General features: G+C 70.9%; 16 protein-coding genes and 7 pseudogenes. 9 read left to right on the top strand and 14 right to left on the bottom strand.

Annotated features, from left to right (window positions below; genetic code table 11):
* The first annotated feature begins 288 nt into the window (after nucleotides 1-288).
* Nucleotides 289-753, top strand: a complete 465-nt coding sequence (locus tag ACFWXC_RS38800; RefSeq protein ID WP_384486486.1) for a pyridoxamine 5'-phosphate oxidase family protein — start codon at nucleotides 289-291, stop codon at nucleotides 751-753.
* Nucleotides 754-784: 31 nt separating this feature from the next.
* Here ACFWXC_RS38800 and ACFWXC_RS38795 read toward each other — a convergent pair.
* The 4 genes and pseudogenes from ACFWXC_RS38795 to ACFWXC_RS38780 form a co-directional block, all read right to left on the bottom strand.
* Nucleotides 785-964 (bottom strand): annotated as a pseudogene (locus tag ACFWXC_RS38795) (universal stress protein); the annotation flags it as partial.
* A gap of 269 nt (nucleotides 965-1,233) precedes the next feature.
* Nucleotides 1,234-1,674: a pyridoxamine 5'-phosphate oxidase family protein gene (locus ACFWXC_RS38790; protein ID WP_384486427.1), complete on the bottom strand. Its 441-nt coding sequence runs from the start codon at nucleotides 1,672-1,674 to the stop codon at nucleotides 1,234-1,236.
* 68 nt (nucleotides 1,675-1,742) lie between these two features.
* The gene (locus ACFWXC_RS38785) at nucleotides 1,743-2,417 is read right to left on the bottom strand and encodes a helix-turn-helix domain-containing protein (protein WP_384486425.1); all 675 of its coding nucleotides are present in this window, start codon (nucleotides 2,415-2,417) and stop codon (nucleotides 1,743-1,745) included.
* A gap of 23 nt (nucleotides 2,418-2,440) precedes the next feature.
* Nucleotides 2,441-3,508, bottom strand: coding sequence for a zinc-dependent alcohol dehydrogenase family protein (locus tag ACFWXC_RS38780; RefSeq protein ID WP_384486484.1), 1,068 nt, complete (start codon nucleotides 3,506-3,508; stop codon nucleotides 2,441-2,443).
* A gap of 287 nt (nucleotides 3,509-3,795) precedes the next feature.
* Here ACFWXC_RS38780 and ACFWXC_RS38775 point away from each other — a divergent pair, with 287 nt between their 5' ends.
* Complete coding sequence (locus ACFWXC_RS38775) at nucleotides 3,796-4,209, top strand: STAS domain-containing protein (protein WP_384486482.1); 414 nt, start codon at nucleotides 3,796-3,798, stop codon at nucleotides 4,207-4,209.
* Nucleotides 4,210-4,274: 65 nt separating this feature from the next.
* Here the strand turns inward: ACFWXC_RS38775 and ACFWXC_RS38770 are convergent.
* Together ACFWXC_RS38770 and ACFWXC_RS38765 are read right to left on the bottom strand one after the other, a co-directional pair.
* Nucleotides 4,275-5,108 (bottom strand): annotated as a pseudogene (locus ACFWXC_RS38770) (type I glyceraldehyde-3-phosphate dehydrogenase); the annotation flags it as partial.
* A gap of 32 nt (nucleotides 5,109-5,140) precedes the next feature.
* Nucleotides 5,141-7,525 carry a phosphoketolase gene (locus ACFWXC_RS38765; RefSeq protein ID WP_384486423.1) on the bottom strand — a complete coding sequence of 795 codons (2,385 nt, stop codon included), beginning with the start codon at nucleotides 7,523-7,525 and terminating at the stop codon, nucleotides 5,141-5,143.
* 41 nt (nucleotides 7,526-7,566) lie between these two features.
* On the opposite strand from ACFWXC_RS38765, the gene ppk2 reads away from it, so the two are divergent.
* Complete coding sequence (ppk2, locus tag ACFWXC_RS38760) at nucleotides 7,567-8,370, top strand: polyphosphate kinase 2 (RefSeq protein WP_384486421.1); 804 nt, start codon at nucleotides 7,567-7,569, stop codon at nucleotides 8,368-8,370.
* Between the two features lie 17 nt (nucleotides 8,371-8,387).
* Here ppk2 and ACFWXC_RS38755 read toward each other — a convergent pair whose 3' ends face one another.
* Both ACFWXC_RS38755 and ACFWXC_RS38750 read right to left on the bottom strand, forming a co-directional pair.
* Nucleotides 8,388-9,248: a universal stress protein gene (locus ACFWXC_RS38755; RefSeq protein ID WP_384486480.1), complete on the bottom strand. Its 861-nt coding sequence runs from the start codon at nucleotides 9,246-9,248 to the stop codon at nucleotides 8,388-8,390.
* A gap of 80 nt (nucleotides 9,249-9,328) precedes the next feature.
* Nucleotides 9,329-9,727, bottom strand: a pseudogene (locus tag ACFWXC_RS38750) (hypothetical protein); the annotation flags it as partial.
* A 216-nt stretch (nucleotides 9,728-9,943) separates the two neighbouring features.
* Between ACFWXC_RS38750 and ACFWXC_RS38745 the strand changes: the two are divergent.
* Nucleotides 9,944-11,668, top strand: a complete 1,725-nt coding sequence (locus ACFWXC_RS38745) for a SulP family inorganic anion transporter (protein WP_384486419.1) — start codon at nucleotides 9,944-9,946, stop codon at nucleotides 11,666-11,668.
* Nucleotides 11,669-11,683: 15 nt separating this feature from the next.
* Here the strand turns inward: ACFWXC_RS38745 and ACFWXC_RS38740 are convergent, their stop codons facing one another.
* Nucleotides 11,684-11,881 (bottom strand): hypothetical protein, encoded by a 198-nt coding sequence (locus ACFWXC_RS38740; RefSeq protein ID WP_384486417.1) that lies wholly within the window; start codon nucleotides 11,879-11,881, stop codon nucleotides 11,684-11,686.
* Nucleotides 11,882-12,533: 652 nt separating this feature from the next.
* Here ACFWXC_RS38740 and ACFWXC_RS38735 point away from each other — a divergent pair.
* Nucleotides 12,534-13,061: a GNAT family N-acetyltransferase gene (locus ACFWXC_RS38735; RefSeq protein ID WP_384486415.1), complete on the top strand. Its 528-nt coding sequence runs from the start codon at nucleotides 12,534-12,536 to the stop codon at nucleotides 13,059-13,061.
* Between the two features lie 163 nt (nucleotides 13,062-13,224).
* On the opposite strand, the pseudogene ACFWXC_RS38730 reads toward ACFWXC_RS38735, so the two are convergent.
* Together ACFWXC_RS38730 and ACFWXC_RS38725 are read right to left on the bottom strand one after the other, a co-directional pair.
* Nucleotides 13,225-13,483, bottom strand: a pseudogene (locus ACFWXC_RS38730) (pyruvate formate-lyase 1-activating enzyme); the annotation flags it as partial.
* Nucleotides 13,477-14,142, bottom strand: a pseudogene (locus ACFWXC_RS38725) (amino acid permease); the annotation flags it as partial. The pseudogenes ACFWXC_RS38725 and ACFWXC_RS38730, both read right to left, overlap by 7 nt.
* A 319-nt stretch (nucleotides 14,143-14,461) precedes the next feature.
* On the opposite strand from ACFWXC_RS38725, the gene ACFWXC_RS38720 reads away from it, so the two are divergent.
* The 3 genes and pseudogenes from ACFWXC_RS38720 to ACFWXC_RS38710 all read left to right on the top strand — a co-directional run bounded on the left by ACFWXC_RS38720 (nucleotide 14,462) and on the right by ACFWXC_RS38710 (nucleotide 16,118).
* Complete coding sequence (locus ACFWXC_RS38720; protein WP_384486413.1) at nucleotides 14,462-14,926, top strand: Crp/Fnr family transcriptional regulator; 465 nt, start codon at nucleotides 14,462-14,464, stop codon at nucleotides 14,924-14,926.
* 48 nt (nucleotides 14,927-14,974) lie between these two features.
* Nucleotides 14,975-15,337: pseudogene (locus ACFWXC_RS38715) on the top strand (BON domain-containing protein); the annotation flags it as partial.
* Between the two features lie 79 nt (nucleotides 15,338-15,416).
* A complete protein-coding gene (locus ACFWXC_RS38710) occupies nucleotides 15,417-16,118 on the top strand; it encodes a response regulator (RefSeq protein WP_384486412.1) in 702 nt (233 codons plus the stop codon).
* Between the two features lie 93 nt (nucleotides 16,119-16,211).
* On the opposite strand, the gene ACFWXC_RS38705 is transcribed toward ACFWXC_RS38710, so the two are convergent.
* Nucleotides 16,212-16,481 carry a universal stress protein gene (locus tag ACFWXC_RS38705; RefSeq protein ID WP_384486410.1) on the bottom strand — a complete coding sequence of 90 codons (270 nt, stop codon included), beginning with the start codon at nucleotides 16,479-16,481 and terminating at the stop codon, nucleotides 16,212-16,214.
* A 16-nt stretch (nucleotides 16,482-16,497) separates the two neighbouring features.
* On the opposite strand from ACFWXC_RS38705, the pseudogene ACFWXC_RS38700 reads away from it, so the two are divergent.
* Nucleotides 16,498-16,953, top strand: a pseudogene (locus ACFWXC_RS38700) (oleate hydratase); the annotation flags it as partial.
* A 441-nt stretch (nucleotides 16,954-17,394) separates the two neighbouring features.
* Here the strand turns inward: ACFWXC_RS38700 and ACFWXC_RS38695 are convergent.
* A complete protein-coding gene (locus ACFWXC_RS38695; protein WP_384486478.1) occupies nucleotides 17,395-18,378 on the bottom strand; it encodes an ImpB/MucB/SamB family protein in 984 nt (327 codons plus the stop codon).
* Nucleotides 18,379-18,383: 5 nt separating this feature from the next.
* Nucleotides 18,384-21,836 (bottom strand): DNA polymerase III subunit alpha, encoded by a 3,453-nt coding sequence (locus ACFWXC_RS38690; RefSeq protein ID WP_384486408.1) that lies wholly within the window; start codon nucleotides 21,834-21,836, stop codon nucleotides 18,384-18,386.
* Between the last annotated feature and the right edge of the window lie 211 nt (nucleotides 21,837-22,047).

Here is a 22,047-nt window from a genome sequence, read left to right as displayed (position 1 = left end):
CGCCGCCTCCGTGGCGCGGCGGCAGCCACAACGGTCCCGAACGACAGGAGGAGTCCACGGACGGCACACCGCCCGACGCATAAGGGCCGACCGGCCCCGAACAGGTGACCATCGGCACCTGCTCCGGACCATGGCCCCGGCGAGACTGGAATCAGGAGCGGCACCGATCCCCCGCGGTGTCGCTCCGCCCGTACCAGAAGCTCGTCACCGACTCGACCGAAGAACGCGCGCAACGGCCGCACCCCTGGGGCCGCGAGCGCCACTCACCCACGGAAGCCTGCCATGGCCATGGCCAAGGACGACAGCGCGTGTGCCCCGCCGGCCGCGCGAAGGAGCATCGAACTCGACGGCGCCGAGGCGCTGCGTCTGCTCGGCAGCGTGTCGCTGGGCCGGGTCGTCTTCACCCGGCAGGCGCTCCCCACCGTCCGTCCGGTGAACCATGTCCTCGTCGACGGGGTCATCGTCATCCGCACCCACGAGGGCGCCGCGCTCACCTCGCACACCCGGCAGACCGACGGCACGGGGGTCGTCGTCGCCTACGAGGCGGACGACATCGCCCCGGTCACGCACCTCGGCTGGAGCGTGGTGGTCACCGGTTACGCCCACCTGGTGACCGACCCGCTCGAACTGGCGCGCTACGAGGCGCTGTTGCAGCCCTGGGCGGACCGGATCATGGAACACGTGGTCCGCATCCACCCCGACCTGGTGACCGGGGTCATGCTCACGACCGACAGCCGGGCGAACCCCCGCTGAACCGACGGCCTCAGAGGACGGCGACCGGTGGTCAGGCGTGCGGTACGACCGCTACACGAGCGGCCCGCAGTACCGCGTCGGTGACCGGACCGATGCGCGAGCCGAGCGGGGCCCGGCGGACCCGGCGGCCGACGACCACCAGGGAGGCGTCGCTCGAGCCGTCCGCCACATGCGCGCCGGCGTCGCCGATCACCCACTCCTCGGTCACCTCCGCATGGCACGCCGGGCTGCCGCGGCGAACGTGGATCCGGGAACGGTGTCGTCGGGATCGCTGAGATCCAGCCCCTGCGAGCGGCACGTGTCGTCGCCTTGGGGCTGGACGGTTCTCCCGAGCGCCCCACAGCAGGCGGCAGGGCCGCGCGTGAGTCCTTGATGCCCGGCCTCCCCCTGCGCTCGGTTCCGACTACTCGGCGGCGTGGGGAGGGACCGTAGGCCCTCACGGTGGGCCCATCGGCCCCCGGTGCCGTCGACGACGGGGATTCAGGAGACAGGGTCCAGGCCGTACATCGTTCGTCCCCCGGTCAGCCGACGTCCGGTGACCAGCTCCGGCTCAATGCGCACGAAGACCTCCTGGGGGGACGGAACCCAGGAACGCGGGCCGTGACGGACCAGCCGTTCGTGCTCGCCCGGGTCGCTCACCAGGGTCGCGGTGCCGGTCACGACGACGCTCCAGCCGGAGTGGCCGGCGGCGTCGACTTCGTCGGCCTCGAACGCGACCACCGAACCTGCGATGGCGCGGACCAGTTCCGAGGCCGCGGACGTCCGCAGCAACACCCCTCCGTCACCGTCCAGGGCGAAGTTGACGGGCAGCACGGCGGGCAGCGCGTCCCGGGTGTGGACGATCCGGCCGACCGGCACCCGGGCCAGCAGTCTCAGGCACTCCCGCCGGTCGAGTTCACAGAATCCGTCGTTGGCATACATCGGCCGTCTCGTCTCTCGCTTCGTCCCACGTTGCTGTGTGGCTGCTCCGTCGCACGGCGCGGCCCAGGTCAGACCGTGACGCGACGCCCGGTCACGGAGCTCGGTTCGATGCGCACCCACAGGTCACGCTCGCCGCCCGCCCACGCGGTGCCGTGGACCGATGCGGAGAGTCGGCGCACCTCCTCCGTGTCGCTCACGCGGCGTGCCGGTCCCCGCACCAGCACGCTCCAGCCCTGGCCGAAGGCGTCGTCGATGCGGTCCACCTCGAAAGCCACCTGGCAGCCCGGGGCCATGGCCGGTGTGGCGTCGTCCGCGGTCCTGAAGACGATCGCGCCGTCGACGACGGTGTAGTTGACCGGCACGACGACAGGCCCCGACGCGGTGCCGACCCCGAGGCGTCCCACACCGTGCGAGCCGAGCAGTGCCCTGCATTCGAGGGGGTTCAACTCGGTGAATCGGGGGTGGTGGCCCGCCCTGGCTCGGCCGGACGGGGCTTCGGCGTCGCCTCCCGTGAGGTGGGGCATGGTGGTGTGCAGCACGTTCGCGAGCCTGAGCAGGGCGCCCGTGCCCGGCGTGGCCTCGGGGCGTTCCTCCAGGTACCGGAGGTACCCCGGTGCGATGCCCGCCCGTTCGGCCGTCTCCTCACGGGTGAGGCCGAGTTCCTTGCGGCGGGCCGCCAGACGGCGGCCCAGGTCTCCCAGCGGCGGTCCCTCTGCCGCGTTCGACCGTGCCTGTTCGGTCATGACCGGTCACGTCCTTTCGTGGGTCAGGTCCCGCGGACGGCGACCTCGTGCTGCTCCCCGCCGAGCACGACCTTGAGGGCGCCGGTGTCGGCGGCCCGGGCGAAGACGTCGTACGCCTCGGCCATGTGGTCCGGCGGGAAGGTGTGGGTGATCAGCTGTGCGGTGGGCAGCCGCCCGGCGGCGGCCATCCGCAGCAGGGTAGGAGTGGAGTGGGTGTCGACCAGGCCCGTGGTGATGGTCACGTTCTTGATCCACAGGTCTTCGAGGTGCAGGGTGGCAGGCTTGCCGTGCACGCCGATGTTGGCGACGTGTCCGCCGGGCCGGACCATGCGGGTACACAGTTCGAAGGTCTCCGGTATGCCGACGGCCTCCATGACGACGTCCGCGCCGAGCCCGTCGGTGAGGTCGGCGATCAGCTGTTCCGGGGCTTCGCGAGCGTCGGCGACGGCGTCCGCGCCGAACCTCCTGGCCGCTTCCAGACGGGCCGGAGCCACGTCCACAGCGAGGATCCGCTCGGGCGCGAACAGCCGTGCCGTGGTGATCGCCGCCAGACCGATGGGGCCGGCGCCGACGACGGCGACGGTGTCGCCGGGGCGCACCCGGCCGTTGAGGACGCCCACCTCGTAGGCGGTCGGGAAGATGTCCGCGAGGAGGACGGCGTCCTTGCTGTCGACGGTGGCGGGCAGGGCGTGGACGGACAGGTCCGCGAAGGGGACGCGCACGTATTCGGCCTGGGTGCCGTCGATCAGATGGCCGAGGATCCAGCCTCCGCCGCCCCGGCACTGGCCGTACATCCCTTCCCGGCAGTAGGGGCAGCGCCCGCAGGAGCTGATGCAGGAGACCAGGACACGGTCTCCCGGCCGGACCGTACGTACGTCACCGCCGACCTCGACGATCTCGCCGACGGCCTCGTGACCCAGGATCGTGCCGGGCTGCACCTCGGGGACGTCGCCGTTGAGGATGTGCAGGTCCGTCCCGCAGATCGTGACGGCGTCCACGCGTACGACGGCGTCGGTGGGCTCCTTGATCGCGGGATCGGGGACCTCTTCCCAGGCGGACTGCCCGGGGCCGTGGAAGACGAAGGCCTTCATGGGATCACTCACCGTCCTTGGTCCGGTGCGGTCCGGTGCGGGGCACGGGGCCGGGGAGCGTCGGCGGCGGGTGCCGGCCGGGCGCCCGGGTACTGCCGGTATTGCCCCGCAGATCCAGCTTGTCCTGTCCCGAACGGGTCCGCTTGGGCCGTTCGGACTCCGTCCCCCGCCGGACGGCCCTGCGCGCGGGAGCACCGGAACACGTGCCGTTCGGACCCTGCCGCCATGATTCGAAGAGGGCCGAACGGCCCTTCCGTACGGCCCGCCGACTGCACTTGTGTGTGTCCATGGACGACAACCACACCAGGTCCGCGTCGTACCACACGGCACGTACCGACGGCGGCACCACCGTCGTCACTCTGCACGGCGAAATAGACCTCCTCGCGGTTCCGGTCCTCTCCGCGGCCCTGGACGCCCTGACGGCCGGTGCGGAGCCCGATCTGGTGCTCGACCTGAGCCCCGTCTCCTTCATCGACTGCACCGGCCTCAGCCTGCTGTGCCGGGCCCGCAACCGGGTCCGGTCCCGCATCGGCAGACTCCGGCTGGTCGTGCCCGGCGGCGGCTTGCTGCGAATGCTGCACTGCACGGGCCTCAGCGGCGCCTTCGAGCTGTATCCCGGCCTCAGCGAGGCCCTCGGCAGCAAGGACTTATCGGGACCAGCCTCCCTCGCGCCCGCCTGCCGCTCTCCCGCTAGGGGCTGAACGGCCCCTGCCAGCGGCGGAGTTGGTCCCGGGCAGCCCCATGGTGGTCCCTGGTCGGCCCATGTCCCGGTACTCGGGCGGCTGCCACCGTCGGAGATGTCGTCCGGGCTCGCCTCACGCTTCAGCACCACGGCGAGGTCGGTGAGGGAGCCGTCCTCGACGGGCACCCGGACCGCGATCCCGTCCAGCGCGCCTGCCAGCCCCGGCGCCACCGGGCCCACCGCGCGGGCCGCGCCCGTGCCGGTCGGGATGATGCTCAGGGCAGCCGAGCGGGCCCGGCGCAGGTCCTTGTGCGGGCCGTCGAGCAGGGACTGGTCGTTGGTGCAGCCGTGGATGGTGGTCATCACGCCGCGTTCGATGCCGAAGGCCTCGTCGAGGACCTTCACCATCGGGGCGACGCAGTTGGTGGTGCAGGAGACGGCGGAGACGATCTGGTGCTGGTGCTGGTGCTGGTGCTGGTGCCGGTCGTAGGTCTGGTCGTTGACGCCCATGACGATGGTGGCGTCGACACCCTTGCCCGGTGCCGACAGCAGGACCGTGTGGGCGCCCGCCTTCAGGTGCAGGGCGGCGGAGTCCCGGTCACGGAACCGGCCGGTGGACTCGACGACGATGCCGGCGCCGTGGTCCAGCCAGTTCAGGGCTGCCGGGTCGCGCTCGGCGGTGACGGCGATACGGCGCCCGTCGACGGTGATCGAACCGTCGTCGTGGACGACGTCGCGCCCGATGTGCCCGAACGTCGAGTCGTGCTCCAGGAGATGGGCGAGCGTCGCGGGCGAGGTGATGTCGTTGATCGCGACGACCTGGACGTCCTGGGTGCCCGCGTCGGCGCGGTCGAGTGCGGCGCGCAGGTAGGTACGGCCGATCCGGCCGAAGCCGCTGATGCCGACACGTACGGGCATGGTGACGAACTCCTTTCTGGGGGTGTCGGTGTTCAGCCGGTCCAGGTCCAGTCGGCGACCTCGGGCAGGTCGGTGCCGTGCTCGCGGATCCAGGCCTGGTGCCGGGTGCGTACGTCGGCCATCTGCTGGCGTACGGCGGCCGCGCGGACCGCGAGGCCGGGGACGCGGTCGATGACGTCCATGACCAGGCGGTAGCGGTCCAGGTCGTTGCGGACGACCATGTCGAACGGGGTGGTCGTGGTGCCGGACTCCTTGTAGCCGCGCACATGCAGGTTGGCGTGGCCGGTGCGGCGGTAGGCGAGGCGGTGGATCAGCCAGGGGTAGCCGTGGTAGGCGAAGATCACCGGCTTGTCGGTGGTGAACAGGCCGTCGTACTCGAAGTCGGTCATCCCGTGCGGGTGCTCCTCCTTCGGGAGCAGCCGGGTCATGTCGACGACGTTCACCACCCGCACGGCCAGCTGCGGCAGGTGCCGGCGCAGCAGCTGGGCGGCGGCGAGGATCTCCTGGGTGGGCACGTCGCCGGCACAGGCGAGGACGACGTCGGGCTCGCGGGAGCCGTTCTCGGTGCCGGCCCACTCCCAGATCCCGGCGCCGCGCGCGCAGTGCACCCGGGCCTGGTCCATGGACAGCCAGTCGAAGCAGGGCTGCTTGCCCGCCACGATCACATTCACGTAGTCGCGGCTGCGCAGGGCGTGGTCGGCCACGGAGAGGAGGGTGTTGGCGTCCGGGGGGAGGTAGACGCGTACGACCTCGGGGCTCTTGTTCAGGACGTGGTCGACGAAGCCGGGGTCCTGGTGCGAGAAGCCGTTGTGGTCCTGGCGCCAGACGTGCGAGGTCAGCAGGTAGTTGAGCGAGGGGATGGGCGCGCGCCAGGCCAGCTCCCGGGACGTCTTCAGCCACTTGATGTGCTGGTTGACCATCGAGTCGACGATGTGCACGAACGCCTCGTAGCAGGAGAACAGTCCGTGCCGGCCGGTGAGGAGGTAGCCCTCCAGCCAGCCCTGGCAGAGGTGTTCGGAGAGGATCTCCATCACCCGGCCGTGGTGTTCCAGGTGCTCGTCGACCGGTAGCCGCTCGGCCTGCCAGGCCTTGCCGCTGACGTCGAAGACGGCCTGGAGCCGGTTGGAGGCGGTCTCGTCGGGGCCGACGATGCGGAAGTCCCGGCGCAGCCGCGTGTCCTTCATGACCCGGGCGAGGAGGTCGCCGAGGACCCGGGTGGGCTCGTGCAGGGTGGTGCCCGGCTTGTCCACGGGGACGGCGAACTCGTCGAGGCCGGCCAGGGGCAGGTCGCGGACGAGCAGGCCGCCGTTGGCGTACGGTGACGAGCCCAGCCTCCGGGCACCGTCGGGGACACAGGCGAGCACGTCGGCGGACGGCCTCCCGTCGGGGCCGAAGAGCTCCTCGGGCCGGTACGACCGCAGCCACGCCTCCAGCTGCCGCAGGTGCTCGGGGTTCTCGCGGACTCCGGCGAGCGGGACCTGGTGGGCCCGCCAGGTGCCCTCGACGGGCAAGCCGTCCACCTCGGCCGGGCCTGTCCACCCCTTGGGCGTGCGCAGCACGATCATCGGCCAGTGCACCCGCTCGGTGACACCGTCCTCGCGGGCCGAGCGCTGCATCACGGCGATGCGGTCCAGGGCGTCGTCCATCGCCGCCGCCATGGCGCGGTGGACCTCGCGCGGGTCGTCGCCCGTGACATGGATCGGTTCGTGGCCGTAGCCGCGCAGCAACGAGTCGAGTTCGGCCTCGGGCAGCCGGGAGAGGACGGTCGGGTTGGCGATCTTGTAGCCGTTGAGGTGCAGGATCGGCAGCACGGCGCCGTCGTGCGCCGGGTCGAGGAACTTGTTGGAGTGCCAGGAGGCGGCCAGCGGCCCGGTCTCCGCCTCGCCGTCGCCGATCACGCAGGCGACCAGCAGATCCGGGTTGTCCAGGGCGGCGCCGTAGGCGTGCGCGAGGGAGTAGCCGAGCTCGCCGCCCTCGTGGATCGAGCCGGGCGTTTCCGGGGCCACATGGCTCGGTACACCACCGGGGAAGGAGAACTGCTTGAAGAGCAGGCCCATCCCCGCCGCGTCCCGCGACACGTCCGGGTAGGTCTCGCTGTAGCTGCCCTCCAGCCAGGAGTTGGCCAGCACGGACGGACCCCCGTGCCCGGGCCCCCACACGCACAATGCGTCGAGTCCGCGGGCCTTGATCACCCGGTTGAGGTGGGTGTACACGAGGTTCAGGCCGGGTGAGGTGCCCCAGTGGCCGAGCAGCCGGGGCTTGATGTGCTCCGGCCTGAGGGGCTCGGTGAGCAGCGGGTTGGACATCAGGTAGATCTGCCCCGCCGCGAGGTAGTTGGCGGCACGCCAGTGGGCGTCCAGGGTGCGCAGCTCGTCGTCGGAAAGTACGGTGGCGTCCTGGTGTTCGACCTTGGACATGAGATGGCTCCGTGAGTCAGTCATCGGGCGGTGGAGGCGGCATGGCCGGCAAGAAGGCGGCGGAGCTGCCGCGCAAGGTGTACGAAGCGGAGCTGCTCCGTCTGCAGGCGGAGTTGGCGAAGCTGCAGGAGTGGGTACGGGCCACGGGTGCCCGTCTTGTGGTGATCTTCGAGGGGCGGGACGCGGCCGGCAAAGGCGGCACGATCAAACGGGTGACGGAGAACCTCAACCCGCGCATCGCCCGGATCGCGGCGCTCCCCAAGCCCACCGAGCGCGAGCGCACCCAGTGGTACTTCCAGCGGTACGTGGAGCACCTGCCGGCCGCCGGGGAGATGGTGCTGTTCGACCGGTCCTGGTACAACCGGGCCGGGGTCGAGCATGTGATGGGCTTCTGTACCGCAGAGGAGTACCAGCTGTTCCTGCGGCAGTGCCCGATCTTCGAGCGGATGCTGGTCGAGTCGGGGATCCTGCTGCGCAAGTACTGGTTCTCGGTGAGCGACACCGAGCAGCAGGAGCGTTTCCGCAAGCGTCTGGAGGACCCGCTGCGGCGCTGGAAGCTGTCGCCGATGGACCTGGAGTCGATCACCCACTGGGAGGCGTACTCCCGGGCCAAGGACGAGATGCTGGTGCACACCGACGTCCCCGAGTCTCCCTGGTACGTCGTGGAGAGCGACGACAAGCGCCGGGCGCGGCTGAACATGATCGCGCACCTGCTGTCGACCCTCCCGTACCACGACGTGCCGCCGCCGGTGCTGAAGCTCCCGAAACGGCCTCCGTCGACCGGCTACGAGCGCCCGCCGCGGGATCTGCAGACCTACGTCCCCGACCATGCGGCGAGCCTCTGAGCGGCCGGTCATCGCGGTCACGTCCGTTCGGGTACGACGGCGACCGGGCAGGCGGCGTGGTGCAGGACCCCGTGGGCCACCCGGCCGAGCTGGAGCCCGAGGTGTCCGGTGTTGCGCCGGGCGCCCACCACCAGCAGGTCGGCCGTGTGGGAGGCGGCCAGCAGTACCTGACGGGCGGGGCCCTCGACGGTCTGCCGGTACATACGCGCCTGCTCCGGTACGTCGCGCAGCGCCTCCTCCAGGGTGTCCACGGCCTGCTGCTCGTGCAGCCGGGCGGGCTCCCCGGACAGCAATGGGTGGTCGGTGGTCTCGCGGGCCGGGCACCGCCAGGCCCGTACGGCGTCGACCTCGGCGCCCCGTAGTTCGGCCTCCCGCAGAGCGAAGCCCACGGCCTCCTTGCCGCCGACGCCCAGCACGATCCGGCCGCCGCTTCCGGTGCGGACCTCGTTGTCGTGGCTGCCACGGAGCACGATCACCGGGCAGTGGGCCCGCGCGGCGACGGTCAGGTCGACCGAGCCGAGCAGCATCTCGACGAAGCCGCTGCGTCCCCGGGAGCCCAGCACCAGCGCGGCGGCCTCGCGGCTCTCGTGCACCAGCGCGTACTCCGGCTCCTCCGGCAGGATGCCGGTGGTGACCTTCAGGCCGGGCTGCCGGCGGTGGGCCCGCTGAGCGGCGATGTCGACCACGTCCTCTGCCATCAGCTCGTCGGACGGCTTGGTGAGATCGTCGGTGAGCGACTCGCCCTCGTACCGTTCCCACAGCGAGGCGTACACCAGCCGGAGCGACGCCCCGCGCAGGACGGCCTCGTCGGCCGCCCAGTCGACGGCCCGCAGGCTGGACTCGGAGCCGTCGACCCCGACCACGACGGGCAGGTCCACGGTGCTCACCGCCCCGCGCCCATGTCGAACACGATCCGGGCCTTGACCTGGTCGCGCAGCACGTCCTCGATCGACTCGTTGACGGCGGCCAGGCGCAGCGCGACGCCCGTGGTCAGGGCCACGCCGACGCCGAGGAGGCCGAGCATGAACAGCCAGTCGGCCCAGGTGTCCCCGGCCCAGGAGTGGAAGGTGGATTCCAGCGGGCCGGCGGCGACGGAGCTGAGGAAGCCCTTGGCCGGCGAACCGCCGTCGATCCAGCCCTTGCCGGACGGGGTGGCGTAGCCGAAGCCGAAGGTCTTGTCGAGGAAGGCCCACAGGAAGACGAACCCGGTGAGCAGTCGCAGGGAGCCGAAGACGTAGGCCCGCGCGGTGTGCGCGTCGGTCACCGCCGCCACGGCGGACCCGGAGGCGGTCCGAGGCCGGCGGAAGGACGGCAGGTGGAAGCCGGAGCCACGGTGAGCGTGCTCGTGCACGGCCATGGTGGTGATCCCTTCAGGGAGTCGGGTGGATGGTCCGTTCGCTGTCTGACGCCCTTTACTCTCGTGGTGCGCGCACGCCCGCGCCGGATGCCGAAGGTCCGCACCGGTTGGGCTGAACGGCCCTGTCCGCCGGGCCTGTTCGGCATGTGCACGGCGTTTGCGCCGCGGCCCGGTACGGTCCGGTGGATGCTGGGATCGCCAGGCGAAAGGCGGCGCATGACCGACGGCAGAGGCAGACACCCGGGTTGGCACCGCCTCGCGCCCGGACTCGCCTCGCTGCTCGGCTACCGGCGTGCCTGGCTGCGGGGTGACCTGCTGGCCGGTGTGACCGTCGCCGCGTACTTGGTACCGCAGGTCATGGCGTACGCAGGAGTCGCAGGCCTGCCTCCGGTCGCCGGCCTCTGGGCGATCCTGCCCGCTCTGGCCCTGTACGCCCTGTTCGGCTCCTCCCGGCTGCTGTCGGTGGGCCCGGAGTCGACGACCGCCCTGATGACGGCCACTGTGGTCGCCCCGCTAGCCATCGGCGACCCCGGCCGGTACGCCGAACTGGCGGCCGGCCTGGCCGCCACGGTCGGCCTGCTCTGCCTGATCGCACGGGCGGTACGCCTCGGCTTCCTCGCGGACCTTCTGTCCCGCCCGGTGCTGATCGGTTACCTGGCCGGCGTGGCCCTGATCATGATGGTGGACCAGCTGCCCAAACTCACCGGGGTACGCACCACGGGAGCCGAGTTCTTCCCCCAGCTCTGGTCGCTCCTGACACACGTGGGGGAGATCGATCCGGCCACCCTCGTCTTCTCGGCCGTGACGCTGGTCTTCCTCCTCCTCGTGACGCGATACGTCCGCTTGCTCCCCGGCCCGCTCCTGGCAGTGGTCCTGGGCACGGCGGCCGTGGTGGCCTTCGACCTCGACGACCGTTACGGCATCAAGGCCATCGGCACGGTCCCGTCAGGGCTGCCCGACCTCGCCGTACCGGACCTCACCGAGATTCCGCACCTGGTCCTGCCCGCACTCGGCGTCCTCCTGGTGGCCTACACGGACTTCATCCTCACCGCCCGCGCCTTCAACGGTCGGGACCCGGACGACCGCCCCGGACTGGACGCGAACCAGGAGTTCCTGGCCCTGGGCGCCGCCAACCTCGGCGCGAGCGCCCTGCACGGCTTCCCGGTGAGCAGCAGCGCCAGCCGCACCGCCCTGGCCACTTCGGCGGGCGCCCGCAGCCAGGCCTATTCGCTGGTCGCCGGTGCCCTGGTGCTGGCCGTACTGCTGTTCCTCAGCCCCCTCCTCACCCGGACGCCCGCCGCGGTGCTCGGCGCGCTGGTCGTGTACGCGGCGATCCGCATGATCGACCTCGCCGGCTTCCGCCGCCTGGCCTCCTTCCGCCGCCGCGAACTGCTGCTCGCGCTCGGCTGCCTGGCCGGGGTCCTCGCTCTGGACATCCTCTACGGCGTGCTGGTCGCTGTCGGCCTGTCGGTGGCCGAACTGCTCACGCGCGTGGCGCGCCCGCACGACGCGATCGAGGGCCTGGTGCCCGGCGTGGCCGGCATGCACGACATCGACGACTACCCCTCCGCCCGCACGATCCCCGGTCTCCTGGTCTACCGCTACGACTCACCGTTGTTCTTCGCCAACGCCGAGAACTTCCACCGCCGCGCCCTGGCCGCCGTCGACGAACAGACCGAACCCGTCCGCTGGTTCGTCCTCAACACCGAGGCCAACGTGGAGGTCGACATCACCGCCCTCGACGCGGTCGACGAACTCCGCCGCGAACTCACCGCCCGCGGCGTGGTGTTCGCCCTGGCCCGGGTGAAACAGGACCTCCTGGACAGCCTGAACGCCTACGGTCTCACCGACGCGGTCGGCCCGGACCGTATCTTCCCGACCCTGCCGACCGCGGTGTCGGCGTACCGGCAGTGGCTGGCGGCGCACCCCGAGAAGTCCTGACGGACTCTCCCGACCTCACCAGGAAGGGACACCCAAGGGCACAGGGGCCCGACTGCCGTCCCACTGGACGTAGACGCGCGTGGGCATGTCCAGTCCTGCCGAGCTCACGATGAAGAAGGCATGACCTTCACCAGGATGCAGGGTCACTCCGTCCGGCAGATTTCGGCCCTGCCCATCCACTCCGGCCTGCGTGATGGCCACGGCGTCGGCCACGGCCGTTCCGCATCCTTAGCGGCCACAGCGGCCACAGCGGCCACAGCGGACCGGACGGCGGCCTCGGCCGACGTGGCCGAAGCGTCCGCGGACTTCTTGCCGTCCCCGCGATCCTTGACACTGCCCCATAGAGCACCGGCCGACAGCACCAGCGCAGCCCATGCGGGCAGATCTCCCCAATCCATGACAGGACGTCAGCCCGACGGACCGACAGTCCCTCTACGCACGCTGGTCCAGAGCGCCGGACCGGGCTCGGACCTGTCACTTCGTTGGCATGGGCGGGGACGCCGGCGGCCGTACTCCTATCGGCGCAGGATCTGGCCGTTGGAGCACCGCCGTTGGAGAACGTGGAGTCGGGGGTGCCGGTGAGGTGGCTTGCCCGGGGGGCCGCACCGGCATCACTCACGCAGGCCTCAGAGCAGTCAGAGCTGACCCGCCTTGCCGCCAACAAGCTCTCGCAGGCCGCCCTCACCTCTGATGTAATAGGTGCACTACGGAATCGTTGCTTACATCGGGAGAGGCTTTGTCTTTCAGGAACACGGCCGAAGCTGTAGGAGCATGGGTCGACGGCTGGGCCGTTTCACGTGGCGCGGCCGAACCGGCGCCCTGCCCCTGGGGTTTCACCATCGATGTCGGCCTGTCCACCCACGTCATGCGCCACGTCCTGACCAACGCCGACGAGGCGACCGTCCGCAAGATCACCGAGAACGCCACCACCCCGGGCGTCTGGCTGAAGACGTTCGTATCACCGGAGATGCTCACCCCCTGGCTGGCCCCCGGCTGGTCCGTGGCAGGCGGTCCGGGCTTCCTGATGTCCGCCCCGCTGCGTGCCTCCCACGCCGAGGTCCCCGACGGCTACCGGCTGCGCACCTGGGGCCGCGCCGATGTGATCCGCACCCTGGTGCGCACCGCAGACGGCGCCTTCGCCGCCCGCGGTCAGACCGCCGTCACCGGATCCACCGCCGTTGTCGACCAGGTGGAGACCGATCCGGCCCACCAGCGCCGCGGCCTGGGGCGCCTGGTGATGGGTACGCTCGCCAACGCTGCAGCCGGACAGGGTGCCACAGTGGGCGTCTTGGGTGCGACGCCGGAAGGCCGGGCCCTGTACGAGACAGTCGGATGGCACGTTCTCGCCCCGCTCACCAGCGCTACGCGAGGCCCAGGCCCGGTCGAGGCATGAGCAGAGGGAAGAACAAGCAGTAGAGACGACCACGCGCACTCCCGCCCGACCGAACGGGAGATGCACAGCCGTCGTCCCACCGCGAGGCTCCAACTGGCGCCAAAGCTCGCGAACATCACGCTCAACGACAAACGACATCTCCACCCGTGGACATGGCCAATCCGTCCGCCAACGCGAAGGGAATCCCGTGTGCCGTGTACTTCGCCGCGCCCAGCTTGTGGAAGGGCAGGACGTCGACCCGCTGGACCGCCGGGAGCTCGCCGACGAAGCGGGCGAGGCCGTCGATGGGCTGTGGGGCGTCGGTCCAGGCGGGTGGCGAAGCTGAGGGTGGGGGCCAGTTCGCCGCCGGTGAGGGCGTGGTAGGTGGGTACGTCGAAGGACTTGATGTCCAGGAGGACCAGGTCGGCGTCGGCGAGGAGTTGTCGCGCGGGAAGAGGTGGTTGGGCAGCGGTGGAAGCGCGAAGTCGTCGGCGTCGAGCGCGTTCCGGACCAGGCGGTGCGGGGTGGCCAGCGGCAGGTCGCTCTTGAGGATCCCGCCGGTCAGGTAGTCGGCCAGGGTGTCCCCGTCGAGTTCGGCGCACAGCACGCGGACCGGGTCGATGAGCGCGGGGCCGACGGTGGCGGGGGTGATGACGCGGTCGAGCAGCCAGTCCCGGGCGCCGTCGGCGTCGAGGGCCTGGGCGAGCAGGTCGGCGAAGTAGTTTGCGGCGACGGCGACGGTCGTGTCGCGGGCCGGCCGCCGCCCGGTGAGGTTGATCGCAGCGGGGATCCAGAGCCCGACCAGCGCGAGAAGCACCGAGAGCCACATCCGGTGACCGGTGTTGACGAAGACCTCGACATAGCCGACCCAGGCCACCACGATCGCCGCGTTGCCCGCCCAGGCGGTGATCCAGTACGACCAGGCGTTCAGGAACCCCGCGAACTCACCGAAGGCCTCGCGGGCGTAGACATACAGCCCGCCGCTCGCGGTGGTCCGCCCGGCGAGCGCGCCGAAGGCCATCGCCAGGGCCATCGCTCCGAGGGTGACGACGCCGAACGCGACCAGCGCGATCGGCCCGTACGGCGCCAGCGCCGAGGGCAGGGCGAAGACGCCGGTGCCGAGATGCTGCCGATCACGAGAGCGGAGGCGGCGGGGAGGCCGAGGGCCGCCATGGGGGCGCCTCGCTTCCTGCTCGTCGGGGTCGTGGACATGACTGTGCTCCCTGAGCCTGGCGCTGTGGATGAGCAGCCGGTGCGGGACTGATCGTTCTGCGTCACAGCGGGGTGCGGGGAGCGGCCGTACGGTCTCGGGGACGTACTGAAGGTCCCGGAAGGCCGGGCCCACTCGGCCCATGGCAGATCCGGGGCCTCCACCGCACGCTGGAGGCAGTTGTCCGTACGCGGCGCCCGGGAGGTACGCCATGAACACCGCTCCGACCACCACCATGCTGCGCGGGCTTCCCACCGGTCACCGGGAACGGCTTATGCGCCTCGCCCGTGAGGTCTCCTTCCCGCAGGGGACCCGGCTCTTCGAGGAAGGCGGTCGCGCCGACCGCTTCTGGATCATCCGCTCCGGCCGGGTCGAACTCGACATGCACGTGCCCGGCCGCCGGGCGGCCGTCATCGAGAACCTCGGGCCCAACGAACTGATCGGCTGGTCCTGGCTGTTCGCACCCCATGCGTGGCACATGGGCGCCGAGGCGACGACACCGGTAAGGGCCTACGAGTTCGACGCCACGGCCGTCCTGTCCATGTGCCAGGACGACCCGTCGCTGGGCAACGCCGTAAGCCAGTGGGTGGGCCAGGTACTCGCCCACCGCCTGCGTGCGGCCCGGACCCGGCTGCTGGACCTGTACGCCCCGTACGGCGCCGGCGCGAGCATCTGACGCGAGGAAGTGACCATGCACGGCACACCCCACATCGTGAGCGACGCCATGACGCAGACCGCCCGCACCATGGCACGGGCCAAGGTCAAGCGGCTCCCCGTGGTGGACGACCTCGGTGCGCTCCAGGGTGTGGTCAGCCGGGCCGACCTTCTCAAGGTCTTCCTGCGCGATGACGAGGAGATCGCCGAGGAGATACGGCGCGAGGTCGTTTCCTACCTCTTCCCACCGCCCTCCTCGACGCTGCACGTCGGCGTCCGGGAGGGAGTGGTGAAGCTCGTAGGCCGGATCCGGGACACGTCCCTCGTCCCCGTTGCGGCGCGTCTGGTCCGGGCCGTCGAAGGGGTGGTCGACGTGGAATTCGAGCTGACCGCCGACCGTCCGGACGAGGCAAGTGGGGCCGGTCGGCCCTAGTACAACCGGCCCCGGCGGACAATGATCGTCGTGGGCAGCCCGCAGTCTGCCCTTCATCCCGGGAACAAGGGGACGTCATATGGCAGAGCCGCGCACCTTCACGGAACAGGACCCGATCCGCGTGTTCCTGCTCGATGACCACGAGGTCGTCCGGCGTGGCCTGACTGATCTGCTCGACGCGGAGCCCGACATCTCGGTCGTCGGCGACGCCGGCACCGTCCAGCACGCCCTCGCCCGCGGCCCCGCCCTGCGCCCGCATGTCGCCGTCCTCGACGTCCGCCTGCCCGACGGCGACGGGATCACGGTCTGCCGGGAGCTGCGCGACCAGATGCCGGAGCTGGCCTGCCTCATGCTGACGTCGTTCGACGACGAGGACGCCCTGCTGGACGCGATCATGGCGGGAGCGTCCGGTTACGTCCTGAAGCAGATCAAGGGCTCGGACCTGGTCTCGGCGGTACGCACGGTCGCCTCCGGTCAGTCGATGCTCGACCCCGCGACCACGGCCCGCCTCATGCGCTCGCTGCGCGCCGACCCCGCGGAGACCCCCTCCGTGCCGCCGGAGCTGGCGAGCCTGTCCCCCCGCGAACGCGACATCCTCGCTCTGATCGGGGACGGCCTCACCAACCGCGAGATCGGCAAGAAGCTCTACCTCTCCGAGAAGACCGTCAAGAACCACATCTCCCGCCTGCTCGCCAAGCTGGGAGTCCAGCGCCGGGTCCAGGCCGCGGTACTCGCCTCGCATGTGGAGCAACCGGAGTCGGGGGACCGTCCGGCCAGGTGAGCCCGGCCGGAGGGCCCTCTCGCCGGCCTGGTCGCCAGTGCCTGCTGCGCCGCCCGGAACCGCATGCACTGTTCGGCACTTGCCGGTCTGCGCTCAAGGCCCCTCGGGACGCACGATCACCACCGGACAGCTCGCGTGCTGCGAGACGTGCATGCTGACCGACCCGAGCAGCGCACGCGCGAACCCGCCTCTGCCCCGGCTGCCGACGACCAGGACCTCAGCCCCCTCCGCGGCCCGCAACAGTACGTCGGTCGGGTTGCCGTGCACCAGGTGTGTCGTCAAGGCCCCGGCTCCGTCCGCGCCGAGCACGTCGGTCAGCTCATGCCGCATCCGCTCCCGGGCTTCCTCCTCGTCGATGTCCATGTCCACCGCGGGCCCCGACCAGCCGGACGACGTCTCGGTCTGGTGGGGCTACGGCCTCTTCCCCGGCCGCGCCGGCGACCACACTCCCAAGCCGATGACCATGTGCTCCGGCCGGGAGATCCTCGAAGAGGTCCTGCACCACCTGCACTTCGACGACCGGACCAGTGCCCGCGTCCTGGAGACCTCCACGGTCATCCCGTGCGTGATGCCCTACATCACCAGCCAGTTCCTGAACCGCCGCCGCGACGATCGCCCCGAGGTCGTGCCCGAGGGCTCGATCAACCTCGCTTTCATCGGCCAGTTCGCCGAGGTACCGGACGACGTCGTCTTCACGGTCGAGTACTCCGTACGCACGGCGTGGACGGCGGTGTCCCAACTGCTCCACCTCGACAAGCAACCGCCGGCCGTCTACAAGGGCCACCATGATCCCCACGTCCTGGCGGCCGCACTGGAGACCATGCACCACCGCTAGCCGGTGCGGCGAACGAGTCTGTTTCGCGGCAACAGCACGTGCTTCCGAGTCCGAGCGGCATCCGACAGCGAACCGAACGGTCCTTCCTGCAAGGGCCGTTCGAGAGTTCGGCGAGTGCGATCGGCCTCTCCGTACGAGCCCTGGACCTGGCCGCGGACGAGGCGGATCGACGCGGTACGCGACTGCGCGTCCTCCGCTCCTGGACGCGTAGGCAGGCAACCCAGGACCTCGCTCCCGGCGTCGAAATCGAGCACCGCACGGTCCGCGCCACCCCGCCGTACGCACTTGTCGACATCACCCGTGAAGTGGCAGTCGTCGTCATCGAAACCCCTGAACCTGTCGGCCGTTGCCGAGCCCGTATCGGGCTCGTCGCCCACGTCCTCCTCCGCCATTCCCACTGCCCCGTTCTTGTCGTCCCCACCGGCTGATCTATGCACAAGGTCAGTCCGTCGCCAGAGCAGCTGGGCGTACGGCATCTGGCCCGAAGCGTCGACGGGCGCGGTCTGCGGCGGCTTCGACCGCACGGGCACGCGTATCACCAGCATCCAGAGAAAGCTGCCAGTAGGCGCTGTCGGCCGGCAGCAGGTCGTCGGCGCGGATCGTGTAGGCACGGACTCTTGCCCGTTGCAGCCCGAGCGAGGCCAGCAGGCCCAGGGCGGCCGTGGCGAGGGCAGGTGAGTGGCTGGTGGGTTCCGGCAGGGTGCGGGTGCGTGTGGTGGAGCTGCGGTCGGCGTACCGGACCGTGAGGGTGAGCCGCCGCGCGATCTGGCTTTCACCACGCAGGCGTTGGCCGATCTGGTCGGCAAGCCCCAGGACTGCCCGGTGATGTTGTGCCGGGTCGAGGCAGTCCCGTTCCAGTACGAGGTCGGTGGTCAGGTGCGCGGCTGGTTCCGCCGGGGCGACCGGGCGAGGATCGTGGCCGCGGGCGCGCTCGGCCAGCAGCCGGGCGGGGCCTACGCCGAGGAGTCGCTGCAACGTCCCGGCGGGCAGATCGCTGACCTGGCCGATGGTGTGCAGGCCGTATCTGCTGAGCGTATCCGCGGTGGTGCGGCCGATCCCCGGGAGCGCGGTGACCGGGCGCGGGTACAGCCAGTCGGCCGCGTCGGCGGTGGGTACCCAGGTGGTCTCTCCCGGTGCGGACGCGTCGGCCGCCATGGCGGCCAGCATGCGGTTGCCCGCGAGTCCGGCGCTGCTGTCGATGTCATAGAGGGCCTTCAGTCTGAGCTTCGCCAGCTGGACCACGTCGTAAGGAGACAGGTCGAAGTATCTGAGTGCCGACGTCAGGTCCAGTTGTACGGCGTTGGGCGGGATGACCTGGACGTGCGGCGTGATACCAGACACCAGTTTGATTATGTCGGCGTACTGGTCCTCGGTCGGTGTCGCGTGCAGGTGGAGGTGGGCGATGTGCCGCTGCCGCGTACTGATCCCGCTCATCCCGCGCTCCCCGGGCTTCGGTGGCCGAACTTCTTCAGATCGGCGGAGCGGGTACCGGCGGGCTGGAGGTCGGCGTACGGATGCAGCCGCGCGCCCGCGGTGCCGTCGACCAGGGTGCGGTGCGGCTGGGCGGGGGTCGGGTGCGGGCGGCTCTCGCCGAGGAGGGCGAGCGCGGCCTCGGGGCCGTTGTCGCGGCGGGCGGCGGCGATCTCGTCTAGGTCCCAGGCCATGGTGCCGACGACGGTACGACGGGTGCCGCGCACCTGGACCGTGCCGCGGACGAGGAGCAGTCCGCTGTGGAAGACGGTGTGTGCGCAGGCCGGGTGGGAGTCCTCGAAGAAGGCCAGGTCGACCAGGCCGGACCCGTCCTCCAGGGTGACGAAGATGATCCGCTTGCCGCTCGCGATCGGCGGCGTCTGGGTCGAGGCCCGCACCCCCGCGACCAGGACCTGCTGACCGGCCCGCAGCCCGGCCAGGTGGGCCGCGTCGGTCGCGCCGATCTCGCGCAGCAGCCGGTGGTGGTGCTCCATCAGGTGCCGGGAGATGTCGATGCCGAGGGTGCTCAGTTCGGCGCTCAGTGCCTCCCGCCCGGTCATCTCCGGCAGCCCGCTCGGCTCCGCCCCGCCGACAGCGCCCGCGACGATGGGCAGTTGACCCTCGTGCGCGGACCGGGCCCGGGACTGCCGGTGCAACTCCGAGATCTGGAGCAGCAGATCACGCCGGGTGAGCCGGCCGTCGTGGAGCGGGTTCAGGGCGCCGATCTCCGCCAGGCGTTCGGCGACGGGTCTGCTGGGGTGTGCCCGCTGCCAGAAGTCCGACAGCGATCCGTACGGCTGCCCCTCCTCGATCCGCGCACACTCCTCCTCACTGATGCCGTGCACCGCGGACAGCGCCAGCCGCACACCCCACCGGTCTCCGTCGGCCTTCTCCACCGTGTGTCTCACCTGGGAGTGGTTGACGTCGACGGGCAGGACGGGGACCCCACGGCGACGGGCGTCGGAGACGAGGACCCGCTTGGGCCACATCCCGGGGTCGTGTTCGAGCAGACCGGCCAGCAGGAACGCCGGGTAGTGCGCCTTGAGCCAGGCGCTCTGGAGGGCGGGTACGGCGAAGGCGACCGCGTGGGCGCGGCAGAAACCGTAGGCACCGAAGGCTTCGACGGTGTTCCAGACCTCGTCCCGGACGGCCGTGCTGTAGCCACGCGCGCGTGCCTTGCCGTGGAACCAGTCCTTGATCCTGGGCAGTTGCTCCTTGTCGCCGAGCGCCCGCCGGGTGATCTCCGCGAAGGCCCGGTCGCAGCCGGTCAGCACCGAGAGCGTCTCGATGATCTGCTCGTGCCAGATGGTCACCCCGTAGGTGTCGGAGAGGACTGGTTCGAGGTCCGGGTGGGCGTAGTCGGGTGTGCCGCCGTGGCGGGCGGCGATGTACCGCTCGGGCATGCCGCCGGCGACCGGGCCGGGGCGGAAGAGGCTGATGTCGGCGATGACGTCCTGGACGTCTCGGGGCTGGAGCCGGGACAGGAGGTCCTGCTGGCCGGGGGACTCCAGTTGGAACAGGCCCAGGGTCTGGCTCTCCTGGATGAGCTTGAACGCGAAGACGTCGTCGAGCGGTACCTGTTCGGGGTCGTCCAGATCAATTCTGCTGCCGGTGGTGCGTTCGATCTCCGTGACCGCGTGGGCCATCGCGGACTGCATCCGCACGCCCAGGACGTCGAGTTTGATGTTGCCGAGCGCCTCGATCTCCTCCTTCGCGGCCATGGCCATGGGGTAGTCGCCCTGCGGGGTGGGCTGCACCGGCAGCCGGTCCAGGAGGGTCGCGTCGCTGATGACCACGCCGCAGGGGTGCATGGCCATGCCGTGGACCAGGGAGTCGAGGCCTTCGGCGAGCTCCCACAGGGGCCCGTACCGGTGTGCCTCGGTGGCCAGCTGTCGTAGCTCGGGCAGTTCGGCGAGGGCGCCGGTGATGTCGGAGGCGCGCAGGTGCGGGAAGCTCTTGGCGATCCGGTCGATGTCGGCGGGCGCGATGCCGAGAGCGAGGCCGGTGTCCCTGAGAGCCCGGCGCGCCCGGTAGGTCTCGGGCATGGCGGTGACCGCCACCCGCTCCTTCCCGAAGCGTTCGAAGATCGTGTCGTAGCACTCCAGCCGGCGGGCGGATTCCACGTCGATGTCGATGTCGGGCAGGGACGCCCGGCGCGTGCTCAGGAAGCGTTCGAACAGGAGGCGGTGGTCGAGCGGGTTGGCGGTGGCGATGTCCAGGGCGTGGCAGACCAGGGAGCCGGCGCCGGAGCCGCGGGCCGCGACCCGGATGCCCTTGGCCCGGATGTCGGCGACGACCTGGGCCACGGCGAGGAAGTACGAGTCGTAACCCAGCTCGGAGATCACCTTGAGCTCTTCGTCCAGCCGGTCGAGCGCCGTACGGTCGCGGTCCAGGCCGCGCCTGGCCAGGCCGGCCTCGCACTGCCTGCGCAGCAGCTGCGCGGCTCCGCCCGCTCGGGGTTCGGCGCCGAAGAGCGAGGGTTCCGGGAAGTGCCGAGCGCCGAGCCCGAGGTCGGACACCGGATCCACGGTGCACGCGGTCGCGGTGTCCGCGGTGTCCGCCAGGAGCCGGCGGGCCCGGCGGATGTCTCCTCCGGCGCATTCGACGATCATTCGCGCGACGGTCTCCATTCCTCGCTCGTCCTTGAGCCAGCGCTGTCCGCTGTCCAGCCGGCGCCGGTCGATCGGCCGCAGCAGCCGGGCGGCGTCCAGGACGTCGGCGAGGCGGTGCTGGTCCGGATCCGTATAACGAACGGCATTGGAGAGCACGGCGGTGGTGCGGGTGCGGTCGGCGAGCGCGAGGGTGCGGGCGGCCAGGCGCAGGGATCCAGGGTTTGTGCCGAAACGTTTCTGCGCTACGACCTCCAATCGGACCCCCCTCCCGAAGATCTCCGTCCAGGGCGCCAGCAGCTTCATCGCGATGTCCTCCCGGCCCACCGACAGCGCCCGTACCGGCTCCGAGAGCGGGCCGAGCAGCACGGTCAGGCCGGGGCCGCCGTACTCGCGCAGCGCCTCCCACGGCACCACCGGCGGCGTACCGGACACGGCGCCGACATGGGCGGCCGAGGTGATGCGGCACAGCCGCGCCCATCCCGCCCGGTTCTGCGCGAGCAGGGCGAACCGCAGCGGCGGCTCCATGACGTGCGCGCCGCCGTGCGCCGGGGTGCGGCGGCGCCGGCCCGGCGGCGGAGGCGCAAGGGCCTCCACCGCCAGGTCGATGCCGAAGACCGGCCGGACCCCGTCCTTCGCGCAGGCCTGCGCGAATCGAACAGCTCCGGTGACCGTGTCCCGGTCGGTGAGCGCGAGCGCGGACATGCCCCGGTCCGCCGCCCGCCGGACGAGCTGCTCGGGATGGGAGGCGCCGTAGCGGGCGGAGTAACCGGACGCGACGTGCAGATGGGCGAAGCCCGCCATGCCGCACCTCCATCACTCCACCCCTTTTCTGCCGTACGCCCGATATGTTCATCGTACGCTCGTTCGATTACTCTAACCTCATCGGCCCAGGTAGGCGACTGGAATCGAACGCGTAAACGATTCTTTAGTGGGGTGGGTGGCGAGGTGGAAAGGTGCTGCTCCGTCACCTCTCCGGCCGGGTGGGGCAGTTGGAGGCTCGGGGCGGATGGAT

The sequence above is a fragment of the Streptomyces sp. NPDC058683 genome (assembly GCF_042716195.1).
In the GTDB taxonomy this organism is placed as follows: domain Bacteria; phylum Actinomycetota; class Actinomycetes; order Streptomycetales; family Streptomycetaceae; genus Streptomyces.
The sequence above is the reverse complement of the archived record's forward strand: the minus strand, read 5'-3'. Positions and strand labels throughout refer to the sequence as shown.